Below are 16,501 nucleotides of genomic sequence, written 5' to 3'. Positions count from 1 at the left end.
ACAACCAAGGTGGAAATAATAACCCGAGAGTAATAGTTGATCCGAAAAATTTAGTAGATGGCCAATATGATATTACATTTAAAGTATTAAAAGATAAAACAGATGAAATTTCAAAGATGCATGACTATGTTGTAAATCCAGCGAAATTAATCGTAAAAGATGGTAAAAAATACATTGAGATGACGCTGAAAAATAGTGCGTGGATTACGAAATTCCAAACGGAAAACAAGGAACTATTCGCTGATGCGAAAGTAGTAAGCGAAGATAAAAATGCAAATACGCGAGTAGTACAGTTTGAAGTAGAAGATCTATTTAAAAAATTAAACGCAAAAGTAAAGGTAGACATCGATGAGATGAACTATCATCATTTCTACGATGTACAAATTCAATTTGATACAAATAATATCGGCGCGTTAGGAACTATTAAAGAGGAACCGAAGAATGAACCGGAAAATCCAGTGACTACACCGAAAGTAGATAATGTAAAAACAGTAGGTACTCCTGATTTTAACCGAAATGCAGATGGTCAGAAGAAAAAAGAAGATACAAAAAATGATTCAAAAAAAGAGAAAAACTCAAAAACTGCAGATACAGCACAACTTGGTTTATATATGGTGTTACTGCTAGGTTCACTTGCTTTACTAGTTCGTAAATATAGAGCAGGTAGATTGTAATTTTTGGAGTCTTGATGCATGTTCGCGTGCATCAAGACTTGTTTCATATTGTATGGAAGGGAGTGGTGATTGAGAGTGAAGAAAATCGTAAGTGTACTAATGGCTATCATTTTGTTAATGAGTATAGCCGGGTGCTCGTCACCAAAAAAAGAAACAGCAAAGCAGGTAAAGAGAGAGAGTAAAGAGCGCGTTGTTGCAACAACAGTGGCTGTTACTGAAATTATGGATGCGTTAGAAGTAGATTTAGTCGGTGTTCCAACAAGTTCTAAAACTTTACCGAAGCGATATAAAGGTTTACCTGAAGTTGGGAATCCAATGAGTCCAGATATGGAAAAGGTAAAGTCATTAAAGCCTTCAGAAGTGTTATCTGTGACAACACTTGAATACGAATTAAAGCCAGTTTTTGATGGTGTGGGTATGAAAGCAAACTTTTTAGATTTAACGAGTTTAAAAAATATGCAAAGTTCTATTAGCGATTTAGGTAAGAAATATGGACGTGAAAAACAGGCTGAAGCAGTAGTAACTAAGTTAGATAAAAAGGTTGCTAGCATTCAAAAGGAAGTAAAAGGAAAGAAAGAACCGACAGTGCTTATTTTATTAGGTGTGCCGGGAAGTTATTTAGTAGCAACAGAGCATTCTTATATTGGAGATTTAGTAAAACAATTAGGTGGTAAAAATATTGTGCAAGGTGAACAAGTAGAATATTTAGCTTCTAATACAGAGTATTTAAAGAAAGCTGATCCAGATATTATTTTACGAGCAGCTCATGGTATGCCTGATGAGGTTGTAAAAATGTTTGATAAAGAATTTAAAACAAATGATATTTGGAAACACTTTGCTGCGGTTAAAAATAACCGTGTTTATGATTTAGAAGAGCGTTTATTTGGAACGACAGGCAATTTAGCAGCAATTGAAGCTTTAGATGAATTGAAAAAAATGATGTATCCGTGATGCATTTTAATATAAAGGAAGAGTAGAATGAATAAAAAAACTTGGAGTTTCCTCATTGTTACTGCATTGCTCATTGTTATGACATCATTGTCAGCGATGAAAGGGAGTTTAGAAGTAGGTATTGTTGAACTTGTACAAGGGATATTTATAGGTGGAAATGAAGATGTTGAAGTCATTAAAGATTTACGTTTCCCTCGTATTATTATTGCGCTGTTCACTGGAGCGGCTCTTGCTGTTTCAGGGGTGCTTTTTCAAGCTGTTATGAAGAATCCACTCGCTGATGCTGGGGTAATCGGTATATCTTCAGGAGCAAGTTTTATGACACTCGTTATTATTACTTTGTTCCCGCAATTCTTTTTCTGGACCCCCGTATTCGCCTTTTTAGGTGGTGCGCTTGCGTGTTATCTCGTTTATTCGTTTTCATGGAAGTCAGGGTTAAGCCCACTTCGCATTATTTTAATTGGTATTGCCATTAATGCGATGTTTACTGGATTAAATGAATCATTCGTTACGATTTGTGGGTATTTTATTAAAAGTATTAAGCAAACGACGACTTCTAACATAACAATGAAGACGTGGGGCGATGTAGAAATAATGGTGACTTATGGAACGATTGGTCTTATTCTTGCTCTGTTCGTAGGAGCTTGGTGTAACTTATTATCGCTACAAGATAAGACTGCGAAAAACTTAGGCTTGCACGTGACGAGAGTTCGTCTTATTATTTCTGCCATTGCAGTACTCTTAGCGGCAGTATCAACAGCGATTGCAGGTGTTATTGCTTTTGTAGGATTGCTAGTTCCGCATATTTCAAGACAATTGGTCGGTTCAGACCATAAAGTATTAATTCCATTTTCTGCTCTTGCAGGGGCGTTATTAATTTTGACGGCGGATACGATTGGAAGGTTAATTGTGCCACCTAATGAAATTCCAGCAGCAACAATTATGGCGGTTATTGGTGGTCCATTCTTAATATTCTTGCTTAGAAAGAGTGATAAAGTTCATGGAAATTAAAAATGTAACCTTTTCATATGATAACGTAACAAATCGTTTAAAGTCTGTTAGTAGTGAAATAGAAATTGGGAAAATTACAACAATCATTGGCCCGAATGGATGCGGGAAATCAACATTACTTAGTGTCATGTCTAGAAATCACGTTCCTAGCAGTGGAGAAGTAATACTTGATGGGAAAGCGATTAGTGAATATAAACCGAAAGAGTTTGCTAGAAAGCTAGCAGTTGTCCACCAACAAAATGAGGCTCCAGCAGATATTACAGTGGAAAAGCTAATAAGCTTTGGGCGTATGCCATATAAAAATATTTTCTCTCCGCAAACAGATGAAGATAGAGAAGCGATAGAGCGTGCACTAGTATGTACGAATTTACAAAGTAAGCGTGATAAGCCAATCTATGCTTTATCCGGTGGAGAGAGGCAGCGAGTTTGGATCGCAATGACATTAGCTCAAAATACACCAATGCTTTTCTTAGATGAACCGACAACCTATTTAGATATTTACTATCAGCTAGAAATATTAGAATTAGTGAAAGAGTTAAATGAAGTGTATGGATTAACGATTGTAATGGTATTACATGATATTAATCAAGCCATTCGTTATAGCGACCATATTATCGTTATGAAAGATGGAGAGATCATTACGAAAGGTAATCCTAATGATGTAATAACAGAAGAGATGGTTAAAGCAATATATGGTGTAGATGTCATTGTAAAACAGGATGAAGATACTGGATTGTATATGGTACCTATGGGAATCTAAAGGCTGAGTATAATCCGTTTTGAGGTGATAATTTGAATAGCAAGAACGGACGGAAAAAGAATTCTTTTTTTCAACGCATACTTACAATTGCGTTTTTAGGAATCTTTTTCTATTCAATGTATGAGTTGGGTGGGATTTTCATGGATTATTATGAAAATCGTAAAGTAATGGCTGAGGCACAACATATTTATAAAAGAAGTCCAATGGAAGAAAAATCGGAAGACGGAGAGGTACGTAAACAGTTTCAGGATCTCCAGAAAATTAATCCAGAGATAGTCGGATGGATTACGATGGATGATACACAAATTAATTATCCAATCGTTCAAGCAAAAGATAATGATTACTATTTATTTCGTAATTATAAAGGTGAAGATATGAGAGCGGGAAGCATTTTTATGGACCATCGTAATGATGTGAAATCTCAAAATCGAAATACGATTTTATATGGCCATCGTATGAAAGACGGTTCTATGTTTGGTAGTTTAAAAAAAATGTTGGATGAAGACTTTTTCATGTCCCATCGTAAATTATATTACGATACATTATTTGAAGGATACGACGTTGAAGTTTTTTCAGTATATACGACAACAACGGACTTTTATTACATTGAAACGGATTTTGAAAATGATGCAGTATATACATCGTTCTTAAAGGAAGTTCAAGAAAAATCACTGTACAAAACGGATACGGAATTGACGGCTAATGATGAAATCGTAACACTTTCTACTTGTGACTATGCGCTTGATCCAGAGGCTGGAAGGCTAGTTATACACGCAAAGTTAGTAAAAAGAAATTAAAGAAAAAAGTATAGAATATGAGAAGTGATAGATAACGCTTCTCATATTCTATACTTTAAAAAAGAACTGTTTTTACTGTGCTGCAGCCATTGGCATACGTACAACTTTTACATCATAGTAAGCAATTTTATTATCAAGAATATATTCTGGCATTCCACCTTGATGTGAGTGAGCATCTTTAAATGCGGCGCTCTTTGTCCAACCTTGGAAATCTTCTTTTGCATTCCATCGAGTGCTAATTGTTACCTCATCATAATCAACTGTATTTTGCGTTAAAAGAACTTCTAGACCTAAAAAGCCTGGCATCGTTTCAACTTTACCTACTTTATTAAAACGCTCAATTAATTTATGTCCATTTCCCTTTGTAATTTTAGCTGTATTTGTAACAATAATCATGTTTATTCCTCCTATAAATGTAGCTATATTTTCAAGAACTCATATACATTAAATGATAATGAAAATCATTATCATTGTCAATGGTAAATGTGAAATATATAATTTTTTTCTATTATTTTGGACAGTGAGATTTCCATTTCAAAACGTAGTAAATATGTGGCGGTTAAGTGCGAGAATGAGCGAGTTGTACTAGCAAAGCAATAATATGGTATAGTGAAACGAGGCTGTTTTTTCAGGCTCGTTTTTTAAATGCTTCCTATAGAGAAAGCATGCAAATGGAAAGGAAGTTATTATATGCGATCAGAAGTAACTATAAAAATAAAACCGAAATTTATAAAAGAAATTAAAAGTGGATATCCACTTATTTTAAAAGATGCAATTCAAAATTTAAACGATGTTCGTGAAGAAGGGACAATCATCAAAGTAGTAGATGAGAAGAACAACTTTGTCGGAAAAGGTTATTATGGAAAACAAAATAAAGGATACGGCTGGATTTTAACGAGAAAAGAGAGTGAACAAATTAATCAATCTTTCTTTGAAAGTAAAATCAAATCTGCCTTACATAAACGAAAACAATTTTATAAATCAAGTGATACGACAGCATTCCGCGCCCTAAACGGTGAAGGTGATGGTCTTGGCGGACTAATTATCGATTATTATGACGGCTACTACGTAGTAAGTTGGTATAGTGAAGGGATTTATACTTTCAGAGATGAGATTATAGCAGCTCTGCAAAAAGTAGCAAACTTTAAAGGCATTTATGAGAAGAAGCGTTTTGATACGAAAGGGAAATATATTGAGGGTGATGATTTCGTAGCAGGAGAGCGCGGTGAGTTCCCGCTTATCGTAAAAGAGAACGGTGTGAACTTCGCTGTTTATTTAAATGACGGGGCAATGGTTGGTGTATTTTTAGATCAACGTAACGTTCGAAAACAAATTCGTGATAAATATGCAAAGGGAAGAACAGTGTTAAATATGTTCTCTTATACAGGTGCTTTCTCTGTATTTGCAGCGCTTGGCGGAGCGAGTAAAACGACGAGTGTTGACCTTGCAAATCGTAGTTTAAGTAAAACGATTGAGCAGTTTAGTGTCAATGAAGTTGATTATGAAGCACAAGATATTATTGTAGAAGATGTATTTCTTTACTTCAAATATGCAGCTAAGAAAAAGATGAAATTTGATATGGTCGTACTTGATCCTCCAAGCTTCGCCCGATCAAAAAAATATACATTTAGTGCAGCAAAAGATTATAAAAATTTATTGAAAGAAACAATTGCTATTACAGAAAATAACGGTATTATCGTTGCTTCTACAAATTGTAGTGCATTCGATATGAAAAAGTTTAAAGGCTTTATCGATACAGCCTTTAAAGAAATGAATGGCAAATATAAAATATTAGAAGAACATTCTTTACCAGAAGATTTCCGTACCATTGATCAATTTAAAGAAGGAGACTATTTAAAAGTAGTTTTCATCGAGAAAATTAAAGGTTAATAAAGAAAAAGGAGCTCGAGTTTACTTGAGCTCCTATTCTTATTGAACGATATTTTGTACTCTACCGACTTGCCCGTCCTGCAATCGCACTTTAATGCCATGTGGATGGGAAGGGGAGTTTGTTAAAATATCTTTTACAATGCCACGTGTTAATTTGCCTGTTCGTTGATCTTGTTTTAATACAATATCAACTTCAAGGCCGGGTGCGATATTAGAACGTTTTTGTCCGTTCATTTACACACCTGTACGTCTACGTTGGTTGTTTGTCTTCTTTGTTTGTTGGTTTTGTAATTTTTTCGTTTCTTGGTTTTGATTTTTTGCATTTTGACCATTTCCATTTCCTTGCTTTTTCTTAGCAAGTTGTTCACGCATTAAATCAGCTAAGCTTACTTTTTTGTTTTCTGACATGATAAGTCTCCTTTATATAAAGTTAATTATGAACAATCGTAGTGAATTTCATCATATCATTGTTAAGGAAGGAAGGGAAGTTGGTTTGAAAATTCATATAACTGTTTCCAGCATTCATTCGTTGCGATACAATTGATATGTTAATGTTTGTAAAAAAAGGGGATAGACATATGTCACATCATATTTTATTAGTTGAAGATGATATTTCAATTCAAGAGATGGTGGAAAAATATTTATTAAAGGAAGGCTTTCAAGTTACGATGGCGTCTGACGGGGAAGCAGGGGTGCAAACCTTTTTTAAATCATCTTTTGATTTAGTGATCCTTGATATAATGATGCCGAAGTTAGACGGATTAGAGGTTGTACGTATTATTCGTGAAAAAAGTGCTGTTCCGATTTTAATGATGTCGGCAAAAGATACAGATGTTGATAAAGCTGTTGGCTTAGGACTTGGAGCAGATGATTACATTTGTAAGCCATTTTCTATGATTGAATTGGCTGCACGTGTAAAAGCAGGGATTCGGCGGTCTACGAAATACTCGGCTACAGAAACAACAGAAAAGATGATTCAGATTGGCGATTTAACAATCGATCCAATTAATTTTACTGTAGAAAAAAACGGGAACCCTCTCAAGCTCACTTTAAAAGAATTTGAGATTTTAAAACTGTTCGTAAAAAATCAAAATCGTGTATTTACAAAAGCGCAAATATATACGTTAGTTTGGAATGAAGAGTATTACGGTGATGATAACGTTATTAATGTTCATATGAGAAGATTGCGTGAGAAAATTGAAAGTGATCCATCTAATCCAGAATATATTAAAACGTTATGGGGCATCGGCTATAAGTTGGAAGTGATGTAATATGGTCAATTTGTTAATAGGTATTATTTTTATATTGTTATGTGTTATTTATATGCAATATAAAATGAGAAAACATAGTAGTAAAAATTTACGATACACATATGAAAAGTTAGAAAGTATTGTAAATGACAAAACAGGCGAGACGTTACTCGTTATGACAGATGATCTAGAATTGCAAAAATTATTAGTGGCAATTAATCAATTATTAGATGCAAAACAGAAAACGAATGCAGATCATGCCAAAGTAGAAATTTCGATGAGAAAAATGCTTTCAAATATTTCGCATGACTTGAAAACACCACTAACAGTTATTCTTGGATATACAGAAATGTTAAATAAGGATAAAACGATAAGTGAAGAAGAACAACAAATATTACTTGAAAAAGTGCATACGAAAACATTAGAAGTGATGGAGCTAATTCATAAGTTTTTTGATTTGGCAAAATTAGAATCTGGTGACAAAGCAATTGAAATGACAAAAGTAAATATGAATGAAGTTTGCCGCGAGAAGATTTTATCTTTTTATGATTTAGTGACGACGAAAGGTTTTCAGGTTCATATTGATATACCAGAAAGAAATATATACGCACTTGGAAATGTAGAAGTATTAGGCAGAGTATTGAATAATTTAATATCAAATGCAATTACATATGGAGATGATGGAAAGACACTCGGTATGACTTTAAGAGATGATGAAACGAGTGTGTATATAGACGTATGGGATAAAGGAAAAGGAATTGATGAATCTCATATTGATAAAGTGTTTGAGCGAATGTACACACTTGAAGATTCAAGAAATAGATCGTACCAAGGAAGCGGTCTAGGATTAACGATTACGAAACGGCTTGTGGAAGCGATGGACGGAGAAATACATCTTTCTAGTAAGCCCTATGAAAAAACAATTTTTACAGTTGTATTAAAAAAGATGCTGTTTTAGCTTGTAGAGAAGTAAATTCTACAAGCTTTTTTTCAGCGTAAGGAATTTGTAAGGAACGGGTAAGAAAAAAGAGATTTCTGTTGTCTATTATAGAAATATAGAGTATTGCGAAAGGGGAAAGTAACATGACATATATAGTAAAAACAAACCAGTTAACGAAAGTGTTTAAAGGGAAAGAAGTTATTTCCGGTGTTAACATGCATGTGAAAAAAGGAGAAATTTATGGTTTTTTAGGACCAAACGGTGCTGGTAAAACAACGATTATGAAAATGATTACAAATTTAATAAAACCGACGAGTGGTGATATAGAAATTTTCGGTGAGAAATTAACAGATACATCGTATGAAGTATTAAAAAGAATGGGGACAATTATTGAATACCCAATCTTTTATGATAAATTAACGGCGAAAGAAAACTTAGACCTGCATTGTGAATATATGGGCTACTACGATAAAAATGCAATTGACCATGCTTTACATTTAGTGAAACTACAAGGGGTAGATAATAAAAAAGTAAAAGATTTTTCATTAGGAATGAAACAACGACTCGGTATTGCAAGGGCAATCGTGACAAAGCCAGAATTGCTCATTTTAGATGAACCAATTAACGGTTTAGATCCAATTGGCATTAAAGAGTTACGAGACTTATTTAAAATGCTCTGCAAAGAATACGGTATTACATTATTAGTTTCTAGTCATATTTTAGGTGAGATGGAATTAATGGCCGATACAATTGGTGTGATTCAAAATGGAAAACTAATAAAAGAAGTTTCAATGAAGAGTATTAACGGAAAGCAAACAGAGTACATTGAAATCACTGTTCCTGATGTGAAACGTGCAGCTTATATTTTAGAAGATAAACTTGGTATAAAAAACTACAAAATAATGAGTGGAACCATGATTCGTGTGTATGATACGTCAGTGTCTCAGCAGGCCATTTCAAAAGCACTTATTATGAACGATGTGGAAATTGAAAGTATTAATAAGAAACATAGTTCCTTAGAAGAATATTTCTTAAATGTAATGGATGGAGAAGGTATTCATGCTTAATGGACTGTGGCTGAACCTGGTAAGTGGATTTATCGTAATGCTAATAAGTGGAATTTTATATTATAGAAAACCAGAGCGGAAATGGTTGTTAATTCTACTAGTGATAGGAATGTTAAGCTTCGTTACTGCTGGAATTAGAATGTTAGCAGCATAAAGACAGTTATATAAAGAATGGAGGAGTGGTTTGTATGCTTAGATTAATGAAGCTCGAATGGAAGAAACATAAATTATCTAGTTACTTTAAAGGGGTAGCAATTTGTATTATAGCAATTTTCGCTGCAGTAAGCCTTATGGCGTTGGGAATTAAAGCCGAGGGAGACGTGCTCTTCTTTGACTTCACGCAACAAATGGTTTTAATAAACACTTTTATTAGGATAACATTCATTATTTTTAGTTCGGTCATTTTATCACGGTTAGTAATAGACGAGTATAAGAACAAAACAATGCAACTATCGTTTATGTACCCGCTGCAAAGGAAAATGCTAATGAGGGCGAAATTAACAATTGTTTTTTGTTTTTGTTTTGTGAGCACGATTATCGCTACTTTCATTATTAGTTTGCTCGTTTATTTTGTGAGTCCAATGATGGGACTGATTGAAACACCTGCTACGATAGGCGAAATAATAGCTATCGTTCCAGCTACTATTATAAGTGCATTTATGATATCTGGTATAAGTTTAATTCCTTTATTTTTTGGAATGAGAAAGAAATCGACACCTACAACGATTACTTCCGCAGTAATAATTGGTATGCTGATTAGTGGTAACGTTGGGGCTGGAAACGGTCAAGTAAGTATGTTTGATTTTATAGCTATCCCAATTGTGCTCTGTTTATTAGGGATTTTCATTAGTTATCTATCTTATCGTAAAATCGACAAGGTTGATGTGGCATGAAGTAAGCTTAAAACAACAACGAACTGGGGTATGAATGGTGAAAAAGATAATAGTAATTGCAATTTTACTTATTACAATTGCTAGTGTGGTTTTGGGGGTTAAGGTGTTTCAGGGGAAAGGAGGACTATCATGTTACGTCTTATGAAGCTAGAATTGAAAAAATTTAAGCTTGGCTGGTACGTAAAAGGGGCAGTTATTGCAAATATTACTATACTGGCATTAATGATCTTTACGAGCATCGTTGCTCAAGTAGAAGGTGATCCGGAAATAAGAGATCCGCAGATGATGTTGTTAACGGCTAGTACATTAGTAAGAGCAACATTTATTGTTTTTGGTAGTGTGTTAATCGCAAGGTTAATAATTGGTGAATATAAAAATAAAACAATAATACTTATGTTTTCTTATCCTATTAATCGGAGAAAAATGATGATTAGTAAGTTGGTCATTACAGCGACATTAACATTTATAACAGTTATTGTATCTAACATTTTAATAGTAGGAGTTTTCTTTGGGATAGATAGCTATTTTTCAATTCTTCCTAATCCATTTACAGTAGATCAATTAGTGCAAGAAGGAATAAATCTTGTTCCTTTAGCCATTGCAACTGCGGGAATAAGTTTAATCCCGCTATATTTCGGAATGCGTAAACGTTCAGTGCCAACTACAATTGTTTCATCTATTATTGTTGTGTCAATCGCAATTAATAACCAGCCAATATTTCCGATAGCGACTTTTCTACCTCTTCAATTCACATTTGCAGCGATCGGTATGGTGATTGCTTATTTTGGGATTAAAAATATTGAGAGTGAAGATGCATTATAAAGTTTCACATGAAACAAGTTACAGAAAAAGACAAGATATGTAAACATCTTGTCTTTTTTGTCGTTACATTTTAGGAGCTTCCATTCCAGCCGCAGCCCATTCTTCTTTTGCGGGACCATATACGCCAGGAACTGTTAAGCCGGCTTGTCGCATTAAAACCGTCATTTGCCCGCGGTGGTGATTTTGATGATTAATGAGTGTCATTAAAAATATAGAATTCGGCATAGGGCGACCAAAGAAGTCATTAATAGTAGCTAAGTCTTTATCAGTCCATTTACTTTGAAGTGTTTCAACAAAAGCCGCGTTTACTTTACGGTATTCATCTGCAATTGTTTTTGCAGAAGTTGGAACAGGATAATCTGTCGTTTCTCCTTCAAACTTTAGCCCTGTGCCAGATAGTATCACAGGAATTGCCGTCACGATATGCCAAGCAACTCTTCCTAAAGTCCAATGTTCAGGTGCAATTTCCTGTGATAAAGATGCATCGGTTAATGAATCAAGCATTTTCTGAGTAGACTCTGCTTCGTATGTCCATGATTGTAAAAAGCCTTCAATTGTTTGGTACATTATTGTTATCCCCCTCTACTTATGTTCATAGATTAAGTTCGAGAAGAAATGACAAGTTCCCTTTATGTTTTAATGATGGTATTTAAAATTTTATATATAAATTTTATGATACTATTGAGTGTATATAGAATTATATTAATTTAGGGAGATATTATGAAAAGATTGATTTTAGGAATCATAATTTTATTTTTAATGGTAGGATGTAGCAATGAAACCTATAAAAAAGCAATGGATCAAGGGAAATTGGCGTTAGCGAGTAAAGAATATGACACGGCAGTAGCATCATTTGAGCTAGCATTAGAAGAGAAAAAGGATGATAAAGAAGCAAAGGTATTAAAAGACCAAACTACTAAGATGATAAGTTCGATAAAAGAGAAATCGAGTGGAAATATAGAACAAGCAATAGGTTTGTTTCAAGAAGTAGAAAAGATGAAAGATGGTTCCGCAATCCTTCAAAGTCAAGCGAAAGAACAAAAAGATTCGCTCATAGAGCATAAAGAGTTAAAAGGTCAATATATAGGTCAATTGGAAAAGGCAGAGAAGTTAAAGAGTGATAAAAAGTATGAAGAGGCTAAAGGGATAGTAAATAAAATTGTTAACGATACTGGCCAAAATCAACAATTTATTTCGGAAAATCAACGGGCCGAAGAGCTGAATAAGCAAATCGATGGCTTACTAACTCAACAAGCAGAAGTTAAGAAAAAAGAGGAAGAGTTAAAAAATGAAAAGAAAAAAGAGGCTGATATTGGAAAGTTAAAGGGGTCTTGGATGTCATCAGAAAGTACAGACAGGCCAGTTGGGTTGGAAATAGAATCTATTAATAGTGAGAAAACAGGCGGAGAATTTATGGAACATAATATTTTTGGGAAAGGGACTACTATAGGAGACTTTCGAATATTAAGTGTGGACCAAGGGATTATTTCTGTAGAGCTTGTATTTTTAGTGGGGGAAATAAAGCATAAGGCTGATTTGAAAATTGAGGAGAACACATTAACTGTACATCATGAGTTTATGGGGAGTACTAAATCTGTGAAATTAGTGAGATCAGAGTAATTTATCCGGCTATTCGTCGGACAGTAAAACTTCCACCTCAAGATTCGGCTGGAGCAAAGAAGTTAGGTGGGAGATCCACTGCTCATAAAAGTCCGATTGGTGTGGACTAATAATCAGCGGGGATGAAGAAACCCCCCACTAATTAAAGTTTCACTTTATTTAGTATATAAAAAGGAGGCTTCTAAAACGAAGCCTCCTTTTTAATTAACCTTCTTCCCACTCTTCCTCATCAACCATAAGAAATAAGGTGCTCCAAGTACAGCAACGACAAGTCCAGAAGGAATTTCTTTCGGATATGCAATTGTTCGTCCGAGTAAATCAGCAATGGAAAGAAGGATTGCTCCAAATAGTGCGGAGCAAACGAATAATCTTTGATGATTCATACCAACGACGATTCGTGCTAAGTGTGGCGCAACAAGACCTAGAAAGGCAATTGTACCGACAGCTGCGATATTTACAGATGCAAGTAGTGTTGCTAACACAATGAGGGCAAGGCGCGTTTTATTTACTGGTTGCCCGAGTCCCGTTGCTAAATCGTCTCCAAGTACGAGAACATCAAGTTGTTTTATTAAGAAAAAGATAATGAATACAAGAATTAGCGATGGATATAGAATGATATTTTCTAAGTGATTCCATCCTCTTGCATACGTGCTACCTGATAGCCATGTTAAAGCAGCAGCAACGTTCAAATTTGCTCTAACGATAAAGATTTGAATAATCGCTGAACCGAGAGCTGAAATACCAATTCCTATTAAAGCAAGGGCTGTTGGGCTAAATCCTGATTTCCATGAGAAGAAGAGAACAATTCCAACTGCAAGTAGTCCGCCGATAAATGCACCAATTGGTAGGAAGAAACCAGGAAGTGCGGGAAAGACATACATAATAGTTAAAGCACCAACACCAGCTCCCGATGAAATACCAATAATAGAAGGATCGGCGAGTGGGTTTCGTAATATACCTTGGAAAACAAGCCCACTTATTGCAAGGCATGCGCCAGCAATAGCAGCAACGAGCATTCTTGGTAAACGAAGGTTCATCATCATATTTTTATCAAATTGTGTTAATTGTCCTGATATAACATTTGTAATACTTTCGATATAAGCGTTACTACCGATTGTAACACCAAGAGTAATTGTCACAATGCAAAGTGTGATAGAGATAATGATTACCTTTTTATAAGAGTAATAGCGAGAACTAGCTCCAGCTGCATTCGCTCCGTTATCATTCATATATTGTTTCGATTTCATCATTCGATAGACTAAGTAAATAAGCCAAGGTGATCCAATCATTGCCGTGACTGCTCCGACAGGAAGTTCAGCCCCAGTTGGATCTATTAGTCTACCAACGACATCAGCTCCAAGTAATAGTACAGCTCCCCATAAGAAAGAAGAGAGAAGGAGAGTAAAGTGTTGACGGTAGCCAATAAGACGCATTAAATGTGGTGCAACTAAGCCAACAAATCCAATTGGTCCAACAACAGTTACAATTACTGCTGTTAAAAAGATCGCAGCAATGAAGGCGATAAGACGTGTTACTGCTGTTTTTTCACCAAGAGAAACAGCGACATCATCACCAAGTAAGAGAATGTTGAGTTTACGAGACATAAATAGTAAAACTAGGAAAGAAATAATGATAAATGGAAAAGCAAATTGAACGCCATCCCAGTTATTTTGAATAAGAGATCCAGCTCCCCATAAAAATAAACCAGCTGTTTCATTTTCATAGAAAAGCTGCATCGTTCCAGTAAAGGCAGAAAGCATTAATGTAACGACCATACCAGCTAGTGCCATTCTAAGTGGGGTTCCCTTTTTTCCACCAGAAATACGGTATACAAATAAAGCGGTAATAGCACCGCCGATAAATGTGAAAAGAAGTGAATTAATTTGCAGACCTTTTGGTAAAAAAATTGTAGCCGCTACTAGAAAGAAATATGCGCCAGAGTGAATACCCATTGTACTGGATTCAGCAAGTGGATTTTTCGTTAATGTTTGTAAAATGACCCCAGATGCAGCAAGAGCACCTCCAGCTAAAATGGCAATTACGGCCCTAGGTAATCGAAGCATAATTAAAGTTTGATGCTCTAGTGATTGGTTCGGTGAGATAAGAGCATCAATAATCATACTATAGGAAATGTTTGCTTGACCTTGTCCGATATGAATAAAGAAAAGGAGGAGCAAGAGAGCTGCTCCTCCTCCGAATACAAGACTTGCTCGAAGTGTATGTTGTAGGCTATTCATTGTGTAATCACTTCTTCGCTGTCATTACATCTGCTACTTGTGTTGCTAAAGATGTTGCAGACTCAGGACCACCGAAAATCCAAGTGTCGCCTTTTAATTTATACATTTTGTTTTCTTTTTTGAACTTTAATTCTTCCCAAGCAGGGTTGCCTTTTAGTTGAGTGTCAAAAATGTTATCTTCATCCGCTACAATGTAAATGAAGTTTGAATCTTGTACACTTTGTAATGATTCTACAGTTGTTTGTTTGAAACCATCTGGCTCAGATTTTCCTGCTTCAAAAGTATTTGTTAAACCTAATTTTTTTGTAACTTGTAAAGCTAAAGAATTGTCAGTTAAGATACGGAATGTTGGTACGTTTTTAGCAGTAAATGCTTGTGCCATTGCGATGTTTTTATCTTTTAAGTCTGCTTTCTCAATTTTTGCTTTTGCATCAGCGAAGGCTTTATCCATATCAGCTAATACTTTTTTACCTTCTTCTTCTTTTCCAACTGCTTTTGCAATTTGTTTAAATGTTTCTGTCATTTCAGCAAAGTGATCGTTATTGCTTGTTGATGGATCAAACATAACTGTTGGTGCAATTTGCTCTAATTCATTTTTAATTGCTTTACTACGGAATGAAGCTGTGATAATTAAATCTGGTTTTAAACGGCTAATTTCTTCTAAGTTTGGTTGTTGACGTGTCCCTACATCTACAACATCTTTACTTGGTTTTGTTTTTGTATTTACCCATTTATTATAATTCTTAATGTCTGCCATCCCTACTGGCTGAACACCAAGTGCTAATAAGTCTTCTGAATATACCCACTCAAGTACAACTACTTTTTTCGCTGGTTTATCTAACTTTGTTTCCCCTTCAGCGTGTTTAATTGTTATAGCTTGATTTTTATTGTCCGCTTTTGTTTCCTTTTTCTCCTCTTTTTGCTGTCCGCATCCAACAGCGAATAGAAGAACTACTATGAAAATACTGAGAATTTTCTTCATCTTCTGCCCCCAAATTAAGTGTTTTTTGTAACTAGCACCATAAGTGAAAATGGTTATCAATTACAACACCCAAATCATACTATGAGGATAATTTAAGTGTCAATATTTTTTTAAAATTTTGAATAAAAATAACAAGTTATACGGATTTTTATATATTATAGTTGCTATTTATGAAGAATCAGCCTCTTTACTAAAAAGATTGGCGAATGTGGAAAGTTTAAATGGGAACTTGTCTGTGTACGAAAGCGTAATGTGTATGGTTAATAATCTGTGGAGATGGGGCGAAAGTACAAGCAAAAGGAGAGTGAATCGCATGTAATAATTACTAGAATGTATGGAGGAAATCTGTGTTTTATCCCCCACTAGGCTAAGTATTTCTTTGTTATTTAGATAGGTGTTTTTTGATTCGGTGATTGCGCTAAAAAGATCGAATGTAAAGGAAGTGATCAACATGTCTTCATGGAGCAATAACATAAATGGATATTGTGGGTGTAATAATCAAAATGGTGTACATGTTGATTCATGCTGTTTTAGTTGCGATGGGACAGTTCCTAAGGTTGGTCCAACCGGTCCGACGGGAGCGACAGGAATAACAGGAGCAACAGGC

At 35.0% G+C, this 16,501-nt stretch carries 19 protein-coding genes and 1 pseudogene; 14 read left to right on the top strand and 6 right to left on the bottom strand.

Annotated elements, in window-relative coordinates:
* The 5 genes from MR160_RS28290 to srtB form a co-directional block, all read left to right on the top strand.
* On the top strand, positions 1-674 hold a 674-nt coding region (locus tag MR160_RS28290; protein ID WP_242298673.1), incomplete at its 5' end, for an NEAT domain-containing protein.
* Positions 675-743: 69 nt separating this feature from the next.
* Positions 744-1,625, top strand: a complete 882-nt coding sequence (gene isdE, locus MR160_RS28285) for a heme ABC transporter substrate-binding protein IsdE (RefSeq protein WP_016077231.1) — start codon at positions 744-746, stop codon at positions 1,623-1,625.
* A gap of 27 nt (positions 1,626-1,652) precedes the next feature.
* A complete protein-coding gene (locus MR160_RS28280; protein WP_001036829.1) occupies positions 1,653-2,636 on the top strand; it encodes a FecCD family ABC transporter permease in 984 nt (327 codons plus the stop codon).
* Positions 2,626-3,396 carry an ABC transporter ATP-binding protein gene (locus MR160_RS28275; RefSeq protein ID WP_000403765.1) on the top strand — a complete coding sequence of 257 codons (771 nt, stop codon included), beginning with the start codon at positions 2,626-2,628 and terminating at the stop codon, positions 3,394-3,396. Before MR160_RS28280 ends, MR160_RS28275 begins: the two co-directional genes overlap by 11 nt.
* Positions 3,397-3,428: 32 nt before the next feature.
* Positions 3,429-4,193 (top strand): class B sortase, encoded by a 765-nt coding sequence (srtB, locus tag MR160_RS28270; RefSeq protein WP_002162479.1) that lies wholly within the window; start codon positions 3,429-3,431, stop codon positions 4,191-4,193.
* Positions 4,194-4,265: 72 nt separating this feature from the next.
* On the opposite strand, the gene isdG is transcribed toward srtB, so the two are convergent.
* Positions 4,266-4,589, bottom strand: a complete 324-nt coding sequence (gene isdG, locus MR160_RS28265) for a heme oxygenase (RefSeq protein ID WP_000587818.1) — start codon at positions 4,587-4,589, stop codon at positions 4,266-4,268.
* Between the two features lie 294 nt (positions 4,590-4,883).
* Between isdG and MR160_RS28260 the strand changes: the two genes are divergently transcribed.
* The gene (locus MR160_RS28260) at positions 4,884-6,083 is read left to right on the top strand and encodes a class I SAM-dependent rRNA methyltransferase (protein ID WP_001255945.1); all 1,200 of its coding nucleotides are present in this window, start codon (positions 4,884-4,886) and stop codon (positions 6,081-6,083) included.
* A 39-nt stretch (positions 6,084-6,122) separates the two neighbouring features.
* Here MR160_RS28260 and MR160_RS28255 read toward each other — a convergent pair whose 3' ends face one another.
* Positions 6,123-6,317: a YwbE family protein gene (locus MR160_RS28255; RefSeq protein WP_001014310.1), complete on the bottom strand. Its 195-nt coding sequence runs from the start codon at positions 6,315-6,317 to the stop codon at positions 6,123-6,125.
* Positions 6,318-6,491 carry a hypothetical protein gene (locus tag MR160_RS28250; protein WP_001293576.1) on the bottom strand — a complete coding sequence of 58 codons (174 nt, stop codon included), beginning with the start codon at positions 6,489-6,491 and terminating at the stop codon, positions 6,318-6,320.
* A 170-nt stretch (positions 6,492-6,661) separates the two neighbouring features.
* Here MR160_RS28250 and MR160_RS28245 point away from each other — a divergent pair, with 170 nt between their 5' ends.
* The 6 genes from MR160_RS28245 (at position 6,662) to MR160_RS28220 (ending at position 11,055) form a co-directional block, all read left to right on the top strand.
* Positions 6,662-7,354 carry a response regulator transcription factor gene (locus tag MR160_RS28245; protein WP_000018046.1) on the top strand — a complete coding sequence of 231 codons (693 nt, stop codon included), beginning with the start codon at positions 6,662-6,664 and terminating at the stop codon, positions 7,352-7,354.
* A gap of 1 nt (position 7,355) precedes the next feature.
* Entirely contained in the window at positions 7,356-8,291 is a 936-nt protein-coding gene (locus MR160_RS28240; RefSeq protein WP_000247670.1) for a HAMP domain-containing histidine kinase, read from the top strand.
* Between the two features lie 125 nt (positions 8,292-8,416).
* Positions 8,417-9,340, top strand: a complete 924-nt coding sequence (locus tag MR160_RS28235; protein ID WP_000221121.1) for an ABC transporter ATP-binding protein — start codon at positions 8,417-8,419, stop codon at positions 9,338-9,340.
* Positions 9,333-9,494, top strand: coding sequence for a hypothetical protein (locus MR160_RS28230; RefSeq protein WP_000931814.1), 162 nt, complete (start codon positions 9,333-9,335; stop codon positions 9,492-9,494). Before MR160_RS28235 ends, MR160_RS28230 begins: the two co-directional genes overlap by 8 nt.
* A gap of 34 nt (positions 9,495-9,528) precedes the next feature.
* The gene (locus tag MR160_RS28225; protein WP_000945208.1) at positions 9,529-10,233 is read left to right on the top strand and encodes an ABC transporter permease; all 705 of its coding nucleotides are present in this window, start codon (positions 9,529-9,531) and stop codon (positions 10,231-10,233) included.
* Between the two features lie 129 nt (positions 10,234-10,362).
* A complete protein-coding gene (locus MR160_RS28220; RefSeq protein WP_000945187.1) occupies positions 10,363-11,055 on the top strand; it encodes an ABC transporter permease in 693 nt (230 codons plus the stop codon).
* Positions 11,056-11,118: 63 nt separating this feature from the next.
* Here the strand turns inward: MR160_RS28220 and MR160_RS28215 are convergent, their stop codons facing one another.
* A complete protein-coding gene (locus tag MR160_RS28215; protein WP_000284976.1) occupies positions 11,119-11,622 on the bottom strand; it encodes a DinB family protein in 504 nt (167 codons plus the stop codon).
* A gap of 153 nt (positions 11,623-11,775) precedes the next feature.
* On the opposite strand from MR160_RS28215, the gene MR160_RS28210 reads away from it, so the two are divergent.
* The gene (locus MR160_RS28210; protein WP_000825582.1) at positions 11,776-12,675 is read left to right on the top strand and encodes a tetratricopeptide repeat protein; all 900 of its coding nucleotides are present in this window, start codon (positions 11,776-11,778) and stop codon (positions 12,673-12,675) included.
* Positions 12,676-12,875: 200 nt separating this feature from the next.
* On the opposite strand, the gene fhuB is transcribed toward MR160_RS28210, so the two are convergent.
* Entirely contained in the window at positions 12,876-14,912 is a 2,037-nt protein-coding gene (fhuB, locus tag MR160_RS28205) for a Fe(3+)-hydroxamate ABC transporter permease FhuB (protein WP_001087104.1), read from the bottom strand.
* 7 nt (positions 14,913-14,919) lie between these two features.
* On the bottom strand, positions 14,920-15,894 hold the full coding sequence (locus MR160_RS28200) for an ABC transporter substrate-binding protein (protein WP_000722824.1): 975 nt from the start codon (positions 15,892-15,894) through the stop codon (positions 14,920-14,922).
* 451 nt (positions 15,895-16,345) lie between these two features.
* Here MR160_RS28200 and MR160_RS35395 point away from each other — a divergent pair.
* Positions 16,346-16,501: pseudogene (locus MR160_RS35395) on the top strand (BclA C-terminal domain-containing protein); the annotation flags it as partial.

The organism is Bacillus cereus group sp. BfR-BA-01382 (assembly GCF_022663475.1).
Lineage (GTDB): Bacteria > Bacillota > Bacilli > Bacillales > Bacillaceae_G > Bacillus_A > Bacillus_A thuringiensis_S.
The sequence above is the reverse complement of the archived record's forward strand: the minus strand, read 5'-3'. Positions and strand labels throughout refer to the sequence as shown.